We start from the raw sequence: 13,818 nt of genomic DNA, 5'->3' as shown, positions 1-13,818 counted from the left end.
TTTTGTATGAAAATAAAAGACTATTAAAACTGCATATTGTGCTTTTTAGCATAAATAAAAAACACCGGAATTTCGATTATGACGTAAGTTAAAAAAGTAAACCAAAACCAATTAACTTCAAATATTAACCAGCTAAATTGCACGCCTGAGTTGTAATAAAGAGTAGATGCAATTAATAGCGTAATGCCTGTTGCAAATAAATCTTGCACCGATACTTTTTTAAAGCTGCTGCCTGCAAAGCGCGGATAAATAAATCCGTAGCCAAGCGTTATCATAATGATAACTAATAACAATAAATTCAGTTCAGGGGTCATTGTGGTTTATATTGCCTCGCATATTCTATTCGCTCTTGGGAACTTGGGTGCGTTGATAAATACTTTAACCAAGCATCATCATAGCTCCCTTCTTGCGCTTGTAAATTCTTTTCCAGTGCTTCAATTGCATCAGCAAAGTCGTGGTTAGAATAGCCTAATTTTAAAAGGTTTTTAATCGCATATATATCGGCTTCTTGTTCCATATCTCGCGAAAACGCTTGTTGTAAAAAAGATGAACCAGAGCCAAGCACGACTTCTAATATACCTTCTAAGTCACCAAAAAAAACTGCAAATACAACGGTGCTCGCTGCAGCTTGTGCTGCAAGGCGAATGCTGTGATGGTGCTGAACATGACCAATTTCATGAAGTAAAATAGCACGCAGGGCATCAGGGTCATTTTTTAATAGATCAACAAGTTCGTCAGTTACTACAACCCGACCATTTGGAAGAGCAAACGCATTAGCTGAAAAATAATCAGACTGATAAAAAGAGAGTCTAAACTTTGCACTGTCTAAATTGAGCGAGTTAAGCATTAAACGCCATTGTTGCTGTATTTCTGATTGCTTATTAGTGGAAAGTTGAGAAGGTTCCAATGCGACTTTTTCTATTACACTGAGCGTTTGCTCTCCCATCGTTTCAATTGTCGAGGCAGGTGCTAAGTTAACGCTATAAACTGCTACTGATGGTATTAAGCGGTATAAAATTAACCAAAGCAATAGGGGAATTAGCAGCACGGATGTAACAATAAGAATCTTATTTTTTTCTAAGCGTTCACTGAGTCCATGCTCTTTAAGCGCGAATGGCCACCTAAATTCTACATCTTGAGGAATAAATCGCCCACCATCAGCAAAATTTAACTCTGACGCCATGCCAGGTAACGGGCTATCAAGTTGGCAATTGTCTATTGTTGATGCAAGTAACGTCGTATTCTCAGAGTCAACAAGTGTTATTTGCTCATCGGAAAGGTGTGCATAGCTTTTAATATGTTGGCTGCTATTAGGGTAATAATAACAGCCAAAAATAGGATAACTACTCATTAGGTGAGTGAAATATCAATATCAAACACATTGGCCGCTTCTTCAGCAAATGATGACTGCTCATTTTGTGCAACATCAATCAACGAAAGTGCGCCGCTATAAATAGTGACTTCAGTAACCGATGCTAACAGCTTTGCTCTGCGTACTTTAGCCCAAGGGTAGGCCAGTCCTAAGGTAAATATAATTGCCAATACATTAGTAAATAGTAAGATGGCATAGTCAATGGCTTTTAAGTTCGAATCAAAGGTAGCGACTTCTGTAAATTCGCTGTTATTAAAAATATGATTTCGAATAATCGAATGATAAACAGCGCCTACCAGTGTTAAAAACGCAACATACAACGTAGCAATTAATAGCGGCACTACAATTGTCGAAAGGCTAAAGTTTTGTGTGTTTAAGTTACCGATAGTTAAGGCACTTGCACCAGCAAAGAAGCCAAAAATAACTAAGCCACCTATTGCAACTCCTAGAGTAATAAGTGCTGCGATGTAATAGCGTTCGCCTTGAAGATTTACTGTAAGTGGTTTATTTCCATAGCTGATGTTTTCATGCATATATTGATCAATTCGCTTTAATACATACGGCAGTAATAGGTGTAATGTAAATACACTTGCAATAGGTAATAAAACAAAGTTAATAAATGCATCGCCGTAATTACCTGAAAAGGCAAAGCGTACATTACGATGGCGAGTCATACGCATATTAAAACGCAGACCTTGGTTAATGATCCATGGCAATAAAAATAAAAAGCCAATAGCAAATAAAAGGCCTATCGCTGGTGCGAGGCTGCTAAGTAAGGTGTAAATTAAAAATGCGATGACCGCTAAAATGCGTCCTTTTAAAATTTGTATTGGGGTCGCTAGATAGTCAAAGCTATGGCCGTCGATACGCGTATGACCGTAAAAATAACGATAGGTGCGAACTTTTGCCCATGCCGAATAAATTCCGAGAGTAATAATACTCAGCAGTATATTAACAATCCATATACCAAAAAATTCGCCGGCTTTGCCGCTAAATTGTACTTTACCGCTAAAAATAGCAGGGGGTGTTTGATTTGACTCAGATGAAGTTGGGTGTACTGGTTCCATTTTAAAAATATATCCATGTTGTTTTTTGTAAATTTACCTTTTTTAGATAAAAAAAACAATCTTTATAATTAGCTAGCTGATTGTAAGTAGGCTATTTTTATTGCTTTTACTGTTTATGGGGCTGCACTTTAAGTCACCTCTGGTATACTGTGCAGATAATTTAATGAGGCTGTCATGATTTCAAAAAACCAACTTAAACTTATTCGCCAGCTTGGCCAAAAAAAGTATCGCAAGCAATTTAACCAATACTTAGTACAAGGCGAAAAAAACGTACTGGAGTTATTAAATAGTCCATTAAAAGTAAACGATGTATTTGCAACGCAAAGCTTTATTGATAATAACCAAAGCACATACCCTCATACGCATTTTATTACAGCAGATGAAGAGCAGCTAACAAAGGCCAGTACTTTGGTAAGTAATAATGCGGCTATTGCAATTGTTGATATGCCAAGCATCGCATTACCAGATGAAAACAGTTTAATATTAGCCTTAGATGGCGTATCTGATCCTGGTAATTTAGGTACCATCATTCGCGTGGCTGATTGGTACGGTATAAAACATATTGTTGCTAGCACTGACAGTGCCGATCCGTATAACCCAAAAACAATTAGCGCCACAATGGGGTCGTTCGTTCGCGTATCGGTAAGCCAAGTTGAATTGCCTGAATACTTATCTACATTAAACATGCCTATTTATGGTGCATTTTTAGATGGCCAAAGTGTGCATAGCACTAAATTTAGTGGCCAAGGTGTATTGCTTATGGGCAGCGAGTCACATGGAATACGCGAGCAGTGTGCAAAATTAGTGAGCAACAAAATAACCATACCGGCTTTTGGCGGTGCAGAGTCGCTTAATGTAGCAATGGCCACGGGTATTATTTTAGATAATTTTAAACGCCAAGCTTAACTTTTTAGCTATTTATGCGTTAAGTTACTTATAGTAAAAAACAATAATAAATCGGTAATAACAATAAAATGCGCTTAAGCACTATTAAATTAGCGGGCTTTAAATCGTTTGTAGAGCCCACTAAAATTCCATTTCCTGACCAAATGACGTGTGTTGTCGGCCCTAATGGCTGTGGCAAATCAAACGTCATTGATGCGGTGCGATGGGTGCTTGGTGAAAGCTCAGCTAAAAATTTACGTGGCGATGCCATGACCGATGTCATTTTTAATGGCTCTACTAACCGCAAGCCCATTTCGCAAGCCTCCGTTGAATTAATATTTGATAATACCCAGGGTAAGTTACCCAATACTTTTGCTGATCGTAACCAAGTGGCTATTAAGCGTTTGGTGACTCGCGATGGGCAGTCATTGTACTTTCTAAATGGCAGTAAATGCCGAAAACGTGATATTACCGACATATTTTTAGGCACGGGCCTTGGGCCGCGAAGCTACGCTATTATTGAACAAGGGATGATCTCACGTTTAATTGAGAGCAAACCGCAAGAGCTACGTGTTTTCTTAGAAGAAGCCGCAGGGGTCTCTAAATACAAAGAGCGTCGCCGCGAAACGCAAACACGCATAAAAAGCACCCGAGAAAACCTAGAGCGACTGCTTGATGTTCGTCAAGAGTTACAAAACCAGCTTGATAAACTGGCGGTACAATCGGTTGAGGCTAAAAAATATCGCGAACTTAAATCCCAAGAGCGCACCTTAAAGGGGCAAATAGCGGTATTAAAATGGCAAAAACTGCATCAACAACAGCTCGATAAAAGTGCGCAAATAAAAAAGCTGGATGACCAAATCAGCTTCTTTAAAACGGCGCATTCAGGCCATGATGATGTGCTGGCAAGCCTTGATGCTCAAGTGCAAGCTCAACAAGATAAACTCGATGATGCACAGCAACAGCAGCACCTTACGCATACCGAATTGACTCGCAGTGAACAGCAGCAGATTAGCATTAAGCAACAAACGCTTTCACTGAAACAAAATTTAGCCAAGTTAGAGCAACAAAAAAACCAAAGTGAAGAAGTCAAAACGCAGCAACAAAGTCTTTGCCAAGAGTTAGATGACAACTTGCAACAGGCTGTAGAGCATAACTTAATGTGTAGCGAGCAGGTTATAGAACTTACCGATGAGGTTAATCGGCTGCTGGAGATTAAAAATGCCGACACGTCACAGTGGCAATCGTTAACAGAAGACTATCAAAAATTAAATAATCAGCAGCTAGCGCATGCAAATGCAGTAAAACATACAGAGCAGAAAATCAGTTATGTTAAGCAACAACTAACGCAGCTTGATGAGCAAATAGATGAGTTAAAACGCAGTGAGATAGAGCAGCAATTAATTCAGCAACAGCAGCACAGACAAACGCTAACAGAGCAGCTGGCTAACGCGCAAACTGCTCATAGTAGAGGTCAAAGTGCTCAGGCAATACAGCAGCAACAGCTTGATGAAGCTCAGCAGCAATGGCAGCATTTATCTCAGCAAGTTAATGAACTAAAAGCCGGTATAGCAGGGCTAAAAACTACCCTTGGACTTGAAAAAAACAGCGATAAAACTTTAACTTTATTCAAGCAGTTAACTGTTCAGCCTGGTTATGAGTTTTTAGTAGAGCAGGCGCTGTCATCACTTGAGCATATTCATGTTTCACCAGGTAAAGCAGAAAATAGCACGTGGCAAATACCCTCACAGTCTGTGGCAAGCAATAGTATTGCTGCCTTTATTAGCGCTGGTATCTACCCAGAGTTATTAAACCATATTGCTTATGATGCCGAAGGTCAAATACACCATCTTAACGATGCCAGTTATATTGCAGTGATGGACAAGCAAGGAGCGTTACATGGTCGAAATTGGCATCTTAGTGGCGAAAAAAATGCAGAAAACTCCTTATTATTAATGCACAAAAAGCTCAAACAGCAAGAAACCTTACTTGAGCAACAACAACAGGCATTGACGGACGCACACTCCACACTTGAAGAACATCAAGCGCAGGCTGCATTAATAACCGAGCAGCAAAACGAGCGCAAAGACACTATTCACCAATTAGCACAACAACTTGCTGTAGCAACAACGCGTGGTGATATGCTCAAAGCGCAAGCTGATCAACATCAGCAACAGGTGACCAAATTACAACAACAACGTCAGCCACTGCTAGAACAACAGCAGCAGTTAAGCGAATTGTTGGGCGAAGAGCTTGATAAAAATGAACAGCTTGCAGAGCAATTAGAGGCTTTAGCTGAAGAGCTTAACCAAGCCGATAGCACACGAATAAATAGTGATGAAGGTTACAAACAAGCTTTAAATAATGCTGAACAGTATAAAACGCAAGCACATCAGGCAAACCTTAATGAGCAAAAAGTGCGTAGTGAGTGGCAGCTCAGTCAAACCAAGTTGAACCATGCCGAACAAGCATTAACAATGGCTGTAGAAGGAACGCAAGAGCTAATAGAGCAAATTGAGGCGTTACTTATTCCTGAGCAAGAGCTTGCACTAAGTATTGAACAATTATTAGTGCAGCACCAACAAGGCGAACAAACCCTTGTGGATATTCAACAGCAGTTAGCTCAAGCAAAACAAGAATTACAAAACAAACAAACGAGTTTAAAAACGTCACAAACTGAGCTGGTGGCATTACAAGAGCAACACCAGAAGCTGAGCATTGAAGAGCAAAGCCTATTAATAAAAGCGCAAGCGGTACTTGAGCCACTTAGCGAGCTTAATCAAAATTTAAAACAGGTTTTAGCAGAGCTTCCTGCAGAGTTGTCATTAAACGCAGCGCAAAATCAACTTGCTGGAGTCAGTAATCAGCTAGAGCAATTAGGAGCCGTTAACCTTGCAGCCATTGATGAATTTGAACAAGCTAAGCAAAGAAGTGATTATTTAAATAATCAGCTGGATGATTTAACCCAGGCATTGACAGCTTTAGAAGGCGCTATTCATAAAATAGATCGTGAAACTAAAACGCGCTTTAAGTCTACCTTTGATCAAGTGAATCACGATTTTGGCCAGCTTTTTCCAAAAGTATTTGGCGGCGGCAGTGCTTACTTAGAATTAACCAGTGACGATTTACTCGAAAGTGGTGTTAGTATAATGGCAAGACCTCCGGGTAAAAAAAATTCGACAATTCATTTGTTAAGTGGTGGAGAAAAAGCGCTGAGCGCATTATCATTGGTGTTTTCTATATTCAGGCTCAATCCAGCTCCATTCTGTATGCTGGACGAGGTAGATGCCCCATTAGATGATGCCAATGTGGTCCGTTTTTGCCGATTGGTTGAAGAAATGTCACAATCTGTGCAGTTTATTTATATAAGCCATAATAAAATTGCAATGGAAATGGCGGGTAGATTAACGGGTGTAACCATGGCAGAGCCAGGCGTGTCGCGCATGGTTGCTGTAGATATTGAACAAGCGGTGCAACTTGCACATGCATAATTTTCATAGTCATTTGCTAGTTGTTTTGGGTAAAATGATGGCAGTTAGGCATATTAATAATAAAAGGTGAGGGGATGGCCGAAGAATTAAGATGGGTTTTAATTGTGATCAGTGTGTTTGTCATTGGTGGCTTATTAATACACGGTTTGTGGTCAGTAAGAAAAAAAGAGAATGCTGAACTCCCTGCAAGCGAGCGAGTTGAACCTGTTCAAGAACAGCAGCCTTCATCTGTGCATACTGAGCCACAAGAGCCAACGTTAGCGCAACGAGAAGAGCCACAAATGAGTGAGTTAAACTTCAGTGCTGATGAGCCACAAATAGATGTTAGCCCAGCTGATACAGCTATTGAAGATGACCTTGAAGTCGTAACCGAAGAGGCTGTTGATACACAACAAGACGCCCCTAAAGATGTTTCAGACTTTGTGATTGTGCATATTCAAATGCCAGAAGGACTGACCATGCAAGGCAGTAAATTACTGCCAGCAGTTAACACGCTAGGTTTTAAATATTCAGAAGAAGGCTTTTTTAATCGCCATCTAGACCCTGCAGGCCAAGGGCCGGTGTTATTTAGGTTGGTAAATATGTATAACCCTGGCACGTTCGATATTGATAATATGGAACAGTTTAGTACCGCAGGCGTGAGCTTATTTATGACTCTACCATGTGATGGCGATGGCCTTGCTGCGTTTAATATGCTGCACAGCGCCGCTAAGAAGCTAGCAGATGAATTTGGAGCTGAAATCCTAGATGCTGAGCGAAACGAAATGACGGTAGAGCGTATTCGTCAATATGTTGAGCAGGTTCGCGCATTTTCTGCGTAATATACGCATAAGTTAAATTTTGTAAGCCACTGGGCGTTCACTCGTCAAAGTGGCTTTTTTTATGTTTTTGAGGTCTACATGGCAAGCAGCATTAGTGAGCAAATTAATCATCTTCGTACCACGCTTGAGCAACACAATTATAGTTATTATGTGCTTGATACACCCAGCATACCCGATGCCGAATATGATCGCTTATTACGTACTTTGAGCGAATTAGAAACCCAGCACCCTGAGTTTTTAACCTCCGATTCACCTACTCAAAAAGTAGGTGGGGCGGCGCTTGCCAAGTTTGAGCAAGTAGCACACCAAGTGCCTATGTTGTCGCTTGATAACGCTTTTGGTGAAGACGAATTCAATGGTTTTAATCGTCGTATTAAAGAGCGTTTAATGAGCACCGACGAGCTTACATTTTGCTGTGAGCCTAAACTGGATGGCTTAGCGGTATCGATTATTTATCGCGATGGGGTATTAGTGCAAGCAGCGACTCGTGGCGATGGTTTTACTGGCGAAAATATTACTCAAAATGTAAAAACAATTCGCAATGTGCCATTAAAGTTACGCGGTGATGATTACCCGCGTGAGCTTGAAGTGCGCGGTGAAGTGTTTATGGATAGCGCGGGCTTTGAAAAATTAAATGCCGAAGCAGAAAAGCGCGGTGACAAAGTTTTTGTAAACCCACGTAATGCGGCAGCAGGCAGTTTACGCCAACTAGACTCAAAAATTACCGCAAAACGGCCACTGATGTTTTATGCCTACAGCACCGGATTGGTCGCCGATGGCACATTACCTGAAGATCATTACCAGCAACTTGCCAAGCTTACCGACTGGGGATTACCACTGTGTCCAGAAACAAAACTAGTTGAAGGCCCAAAGGCCGCGCTTGCCTATTATAATGACATTTTAACGCGCCGTAGCGAGCTAAAATATGAAATAGATGGCGTGGTAATAAAAGTAAATAAAAAAGCCCTACAAGAGCGCCTAGGCTTTGTTGCGCGTGCACCGCGCTGGGCTATTGCTTATAAGTTTCCGGCGCAAGAAGAAATAACACACTTGCTAGATGTAGAGTTTCAAGTAGGGCGTACTGGGGCTATTACCCCTGTTGCGCGACTAGAGCCGGTATTTGTTGGTGGTGTTACGGTATCGAATGCAACGCTGCATAATGCTGATGAAATTGCCCGTTTAGGCGTTAAAGTGGGCGATACTGTGATTATTCGTCGCGCTGGGGATGTGATCCCACAAATTACCCAAGTAGTGCTTGAACAACGCCCAAGCGATGCAAAAGCGATTGTGTTTCCAACTACGTGCCCAATTTGTGACTCGCACGTTGAGCGGGTTGAAGGAGAAGCTGTTGCACGTTGTACAGGCGGCTTGGTATGTCAAGCACAGCGCAAACAAGCGATTAAACATTTTGCCTCACGTAAGGCTTTAGATATTGACGGCTTAGGCGACAAAATTGTTGATCAATTAGTTGACCGAGAGCTGATCAAAACGCCTGCTGATTTATTTATTTTAAAGCAGGGACATTTTGAGTCACTTGAACGAATGGGACCAAAATCAGCAAAAAACTTAGTTGCGGCGCTTGATGACGCTAAAACCACTACCTTAGCAAAGTTTTTATATTCACTGGGTATTCGTGAAGTCGGTGAGGCCACAGCTCAGAATTTGGCTAATCACTTTTTAACGCTTGAAAACGTGATTGATGCCAGCATTGAACAACTAATAGAAGTAAGCGATGTAGGTGAAATAGTGGCGAAGCATGTTCGCGGCTTTTTTACTGAAGAGCATAACCTGACAGTGGTAAACGAATTAATAGCGCAAGGAGTAAACTGGCCACAGTTAACTGCGCCATCAGAGCAAGAACAGCCGCTAGCGGGTTTAACTTATGTGCTAACTGGGACGCTTAATACGCTTAATCGTAATGATGCAAAAGCGCGCCTACAACAATTAGGCGCCAAGGTTTCTGGCAGTGTTTCAGCAAAAACAGATGCCTTAGTGGCGGGCGAAAAAGCCGGCTCTAAGCTCACCAAAGCGCAAGAGCTTGGTATAGAAATACTGACAGAGGATGATTTAATTACTTTGTTAGAGACTCATAATGGCTAGTTTTACAAATATACTTAATACCTTGTTAATTGACCTAGGCCAATGGTTACAGGGCTATTTGCCGCATTTATCACTGCTTTTAATGGTGTGCTTAGTGTCGCTGTATGCGGATGACATTTTAAAGTTAACCAAAGGCGTCGTAGCTAGGCGCCACTTTATTATTAGGGTGGCGTGTTTTGTGTTGATAACTGCGTTTGGCTTTGGCTTGTTAGTGGTGTGGTTAAGCCCACTGCTAACTAAAGCTTTACTGTTTTTTGGCACTAAGTGGTTAGCGCTTACCTTATTAGTGGCATTTTTTATTTTGGGCACTATTGCCGATAGGAAAAATCAGTTGTGAGTCGATATGGGCCTGAATACTGGGATAAATATGGTAGCTATCGTACGCCATTAGCGTTTCACTTGAGTATTTTAGTACTATTGCGCGCCTATTTTATTTGGGTAATAGCCGCGTTGAGTCGTCGACCTGAGCTTGATTTAATGTCATTGTTTTTTAAGTCAAAAGATGATTTTTTTATTGCTATAGCGATCGGTGCTGTAGCCATTGTACCCACTATTTTATTTTGTTTACGAAGGCCAAGAGACTCGCATCAAGCAACACAACGCTTGGCGCGTATTTGGCGGTATATGCGTTGGCCGCTGATTGCGTGTGCATTAATTGATTTGTCGTGGTTAAGTATTCAGGCAGCCCATAGCCATTATCGCTTCTCATTGTTTTTAGCTGTGCAAATGGTGATTGTATTATGGGTGTTGTGGTATTTGGCAAAAAGTCGTTACTTAAGTGTTTTCTTTAGTGATTGGCCCGAGCCGACAGAAAAAGCAACTGATAAAAAGTAAGAGGGCTTATGCACAGTATCAATAAAAAAATAGCACAAGTAATTGCTTTAATAGGGCTCATTATTATAGCGAGTGGCTATTTTTTTTCTTTAGGCGAATTCCTTTGGTTTAAAGCTGCCTTAGTTATGTGGGTTGTGGTGTTTTGTTCGTGTTGTTACCGATTAACGCCGTTGTTTAAAATGCGCAATCCGCTGCGTAATTTTATTCAACGCGATGCGCAGCACTTATTTGTTTTTAGTTTAACAGGGCTGTTTGATAAAAAAAATGGCCCGCATTGGTTAGTCATCAGTAATATTGAGTCGATAGAAATAAGAAACGATGAACTAATAGTGCACAGTAATAATGACAGACAATTAAGCGTGAGCATTCCTGGCAGTCAAGCCCAATTGCATGCCTATGTAAGCCGTATACTTACAGCAACAGAAAAGCACACTATAGTCTTTAGATAGCGTTGATCGTGGTATTAGCCACAGGCGTACCAGACTACAAGTAAATGATTGCTAGTTAAATTAATAACGTAATGAGGTTGTTATGTTGAAGTGGAACGATATTGTTAATTTTGCCAACCATGGTAATCCAACACCGGTTCGAAAAGTGGTTAAAACAGATCAGCAATGGCGCGAACTGTTAAACGAAGAGCAATATTATGTGACCCGTAAAAAGGGAACTGAACGACCAAATAGTTCGAGTAGTTGTACCTTGTTAGAGCCAGGTAAGTATGTGTGTGTTTGTTGTGACAACTTACTATTTGATGCAGATGAAAAGTTTGATAGTGGCACCGGCTGGCCTTCATTTACCCAACCGGCAACTGAGGAAGCGATTGGTTATGTCATGGATAATAGTCATGGCATGGAGCGAGTTGAAGTTGTTTGTAATGTGTGTGATGCGCATTTAGGGCATATTTTCCCTGATGGGCCACTTCCTACTGGTTTACGCTACTGTGTAAACGCACTGGCAATGAAAAAGCTCTAGGGTCTGTTGACCTTTCAAGGTTAAATTTGCAGCGGTCTGTTTGGGATTTAGGCAAGGCAGCGCCTATATGGTGTGGTTACTCACCATAAATAGGCGATAACGTAGCATTAATGCCAAACAGGCTCTAACTAATCTCTAGTTTCATTTCTTTAGCAATCTGAAGTAGTTTATCGAACCGCTCTGATTGCTCTTCTGCTAAGGGGGATTTTTTTAATAGTTTAAAGCACTTTTGGGCCAACAGACTATTGAAAGAGTCACCATGTTTTTTTGACTTATCCACTAAACATTGCAATAAATTAAGCGCAATACTTGGATTGTGTGGCATGACTCTAAATGCTTGGCTGAATGCCTCTAAGGCAACATTTAATTGGCCGCGCTCAAACTGCTTAACAGCATGATTATTGAGCTCTTTCGGCCCCATTTTAATATCACGTCTTTCACTTTGCTGTTGCTGTATATAACGCAAGTAAGTAGCATCGCTTCTACTTGGGTGACGTTCGCAATGATCAATTATTTGACTAAATAGCGCTTGCGCCTTTTGGTGAAAACCTAATTCATGCAGTGCTTTTGCTTTGTCTAGGGCACCATCTACTGAACGTATTTGCGTATCGCTGTCATCAAGTTGCTCAATGAGCTGTTTCGCTTTTTTATGTTCATCTTTTAAATAATAAAGGCGAGCATTGAGCACATCAATTTGGGTTTGCGCATTACTGGTTGGGAATTGTGTTTTTAGCTCATTGATATATTTATTTGTTTGACGAGAGATCCTGTTTATTTGGTCAGTTTGATCTGTGGTTAATGCAAAATCAATCCCAGCACGAGCAGCATTTAAATAAATGTCAGGGCTATCATGCATAGAGTACTTAGCGTAAGTGGCAATATCTTTTTGAGTTAAGTAGCTGGTTTCGTAATCTCTATTAATGAGCGATACGCTGTTAAGTGATTTTTGACGGTCTATATTACGTGGGGCAATATGTGCAGCTTGGCTTAAAAAGTCTTGGGCTAAATCAAATTGGTTTAGTTTTATTTCTAAACGCCCCAATAAGTCTAAGGCTATAAGTCGAGTCTCATTACGTTCAAGCATTGTTTTAAGCATGCGCTGAGCCAAAATATGCTCATTGTTAGCAATTAAGGCTTCTACCAATCCTACTTTTGCCCATGCAAACTTTTGCATATTCAAAACTGACTTAAAAAAATCTTTCGCTTCTTGGTTTTGTTTTAGCGCCAGTAAAATATTGCCTTTTAATCTAAGTAGAATAGGGCTGTATTTATTACTTTTATCGAGTTGGGCATTAATTTGTTTCAATGCTTTAGACTGGTTATCGTCATCAATTAAAGTGTATATAGCTTTTAAGTCGCTTTTACGTTTGAGAATACGCTCTATGCGCACTCTTAACTCTTGTACAGAGAAGGGTTTTACTAAAAAGTCATCGGGTTGAAGTTCTAATACACTGTGAACTAACTCTCCGCTAGTTTCCGCAGATGTAAAAATAAACCCAGTAGAGTGTTTTATTAATGCTTTAGCGCGTAATTCTTCATAAAGCTGGTAGCCATCTTGGCGTTTGCTTAGATTAAAAGAGCAAATTACCAAGTCAAATTCTTCATGTAAGCATTGTTCTTTTGCCGCTAGAGCATGATCTGCAAAACGCATATGTCCAAAGCCAATTTTTTCGAGCGACTGTTTCATGTAGCTTTGAGCAAGTGGCTGCTCTTCTACAATCAGTATTTTTGCTTCATTGAAAATATTTTTAGACATTGGCTTAAGCGTAATTGAATTTAACACAGACTATAATCAACAGTTTAGACGCTTACAAGGTAATTTAAAGATTCGCCTCGAAGATGAGAGCTTATTAAGCAAATTAATTCTAAAGGTTTATATTTTTACCTTAAAAGAGCTAAAAACCCATTTAAAGTAAATGAATAGCACGCGTAATAAAGTAAGTTTAAACAAAATGATTTTGGAGATAATAAAACTCGAAAGATAAATTTTTGGTATGTGATTGGAATACTGATTTTTTGAAACCGAAGAATTACTTGGTAACGAATTTCTAAATGGTAATTAATACTGAAATTGAACTAAAAGAGTGGAGGATAATGAATATTAAAATGGAAGGTGGTACTGGAGGATTTAGATTTTTGTAATATGCACCATTCAAAGAATGGTGGGTCGTACTGGACTTGAACCAGTGACCCTCGCCTTGTAAGGGCGATGCTCTCCCAACTGAGCTAACGACCCATATTACAAATTTACACATGACTATTAACATAATAATAGA

12 protein-coding genes and 1 tRNA gene are annotated in these 13,818 nt (G+C 40.3%); 8 read left to right on the top strand and 5 right to left on the bottom strand.

Annotated elements, in window-relative coordinates:
- Positions 1–23 precede the first annotated feature (23 nt).
- From CWB78_RS14455 to CWB78_RS14445, 3 genes are read right to left on the bottom strand one after another with little or no spacing between them, the layout of a single operon-like run.
- Positions 24–314, bottom strand: coding sequence for a hypothetical protein (locus CWB78_RS14455; protein ID WP_008115202.1), 291 nt, complete (start codon positions 312–314; stop codon positions 24–26).
- The gene (locus CWB78_RS14450) at positions 311–1,351 is read right to left on the bottom strand and encodes a M48 family metallopeptidase (RefSeq protein ID WP_138596188.1); all 1,041 of its coding nucleotides are present in this window, start codon (positions 1,349–1,351) and stop codon (positions 311–313) included. Before CWB78_RS14450 ends, CWB78_RS14455 begins: the two co-directional genes overlap by 4 nt.
- Positions 1,351–2,439, bottom strand: coding sequence for a YjgN family protein (locus CWB78_RS14445; RefSeq protein WP_055013315.1), 1,089 nt, complete (start codon positions 2,437–2,439; stop codon positions 1,351–1,353). The genes CWB78_RS14450 and CWB78_RS14445 overlap by 1 nt, the downstream gene beginning before the upstream one ends.
- A 174-nt stretch (positions 2,440–2,613) precedes the next feature.
- Between CWB78_RS14445 and CWB78_RS14440 the strand changes: the two genes are divergently transcribed.
- The 8 genes from CWB78_RS14440 to msrB all read left to right on the top strand — a co-directional run bounded on the left by CWB78_RS14440 (position 2,614) and on the right by msrB (position 11,542).
- Positions 2,614–3,345, top strand: a complete 732-nt coding sequence (locus tag CWB78_RS14440; RefSeq protein WP_138560777.1) for an RNA methyltransferase — start codon at positions 2,614–2,616, stop codon at positions 3,343–3,345.
- Positions 3,346–3,413: 68 nt separating this feature from the next.
- Positions 3,414–6,815 carry a chromosome segregation SMC family protein gene (locus CWB78_RS14435; protein WP_138596186.1) on the top strand — a complete coding sequence of 1,134 codons (3,402 nt, stop codon included), beginning with the start codon at positions 3,414–3,416 and terminating at the stop codon, positions 6,813–6,815.
- 74 nt (positions 6,816–6,889) lie between these two features.
- Positions 6,890–7,636, top strand: a complete 747-nt coding sequence (zipA, locus tag CWB78_RS14430) for a cell division protein ZipA (protein ID WP_054202488.1) — start codon at positions 6,890–6,892, stop codon at positions 7,634–7,636.
- A 78-nt stretch (positions 7,637–7,714) separates the two neighbouring features.
- Positions 7,715–9,736: an NAD-dependent DNA ligase LigA gene (gene ligA / locus CWB78_RS14425; protein ID WP_138596184.1), complete on the top strand. Its 2,022-nt coding sequence runs from the start codon at positions 7,715–7,717 to the stop codon at positions 9,734–9,736.
- Positions 9,729–10,073 carry a DUF3392 family protein gene (locus CWB78_RS14420; RefSeq protein WP_008115215.1) on the top strand — a complete coding sequence of 115 codons (345 nt, stop codon included), beginning with the start codon at positions 9,729–9,731 and terminating at the stop codon, positions 10,071–10,073. Before ligA ends, CWB78_RS14420 begins: the two co-directional genes overlap by 8 nt.
- On the top strand, positions 10,070–10,570 hold the full coding sequence (locus CWB78_RS14415) for a DUF2919 domain-containing protein (RefSeq protein WP_055013311.1): 501 nt from the start codon (positions 10,070–10,072) through the stop codon (positions 10,568–10,570). Before CWB78_RS14420 ends, CWB78_RS14415 begins: the two co-directional genes overlap by 4 nt.
- An 8-nt stretch (positions 10,571–10,578) precedes the next feature.
- Positions 10,579–11,019, top strand: a complete 441-nt coding sequence (locus CWB78_RS14410; protein ID WP_138596182.1) for a hypothetical protein — start codon at positions 10,579–10,581, stop codon at positions 11,017–11,019.
- An 82-nt stretch (positions 11,020–11,101) separates the two neighbouring features.
- Entirely contained in the window at positions 11,102–11,542 is a 441-nt protein-coding gene (msrB, locus tag CWB78_RS14405; RefSeq protein WP_008115220.1) for a peptide-methionine (R)-S-oxide reductase MsrB, read from the top strand.
- Positions 11,543–11,666: 124 nt separating this feature from the next.
- On the opposite strand, the gene CWB78_RS14400 is transcribed toward msrB, so the two are convergent.
- Both CWB78_RS14400 and CWB78_RS14390 read right to left on the bottom strand, forming a co-directional pair.
- On the bottom strand, positions 11,667–13,298 hold the full coding sequence (locus CWB78_RS14400; protein ID WP_054202497.1) for a response regulator: 1,632 nt from the start codon (positions 13,296–13,298) through the stop codon (positions 11,667–11,669).
- Between the two features lie 404 nt (positions 13,299–13,702).
- Positions 13,703–13,778, bottom strand: a tRNA-Val gene (locus tag CWB78_RS14390).
- Between the last annotated feature and the right edge of the window lie 40 nt (positions 13,779–13,818).

It is taken from the genome of Pseudoalteromonas sp. S1612, from assembly GCF_005887175.1.
Classification (GTDB): domain Bacteria; phylum Pseudomonadota; class Gammaproteobacteria; order Enterobacterales; family Alteromonadaceae; genus Pseudoalteromonas; species Pseudoalteromonas undina.
Note: the sequence above shows the minus strand (reverse complement) of the source record. Positions and strands in the feature narration are given on the sequence as shown.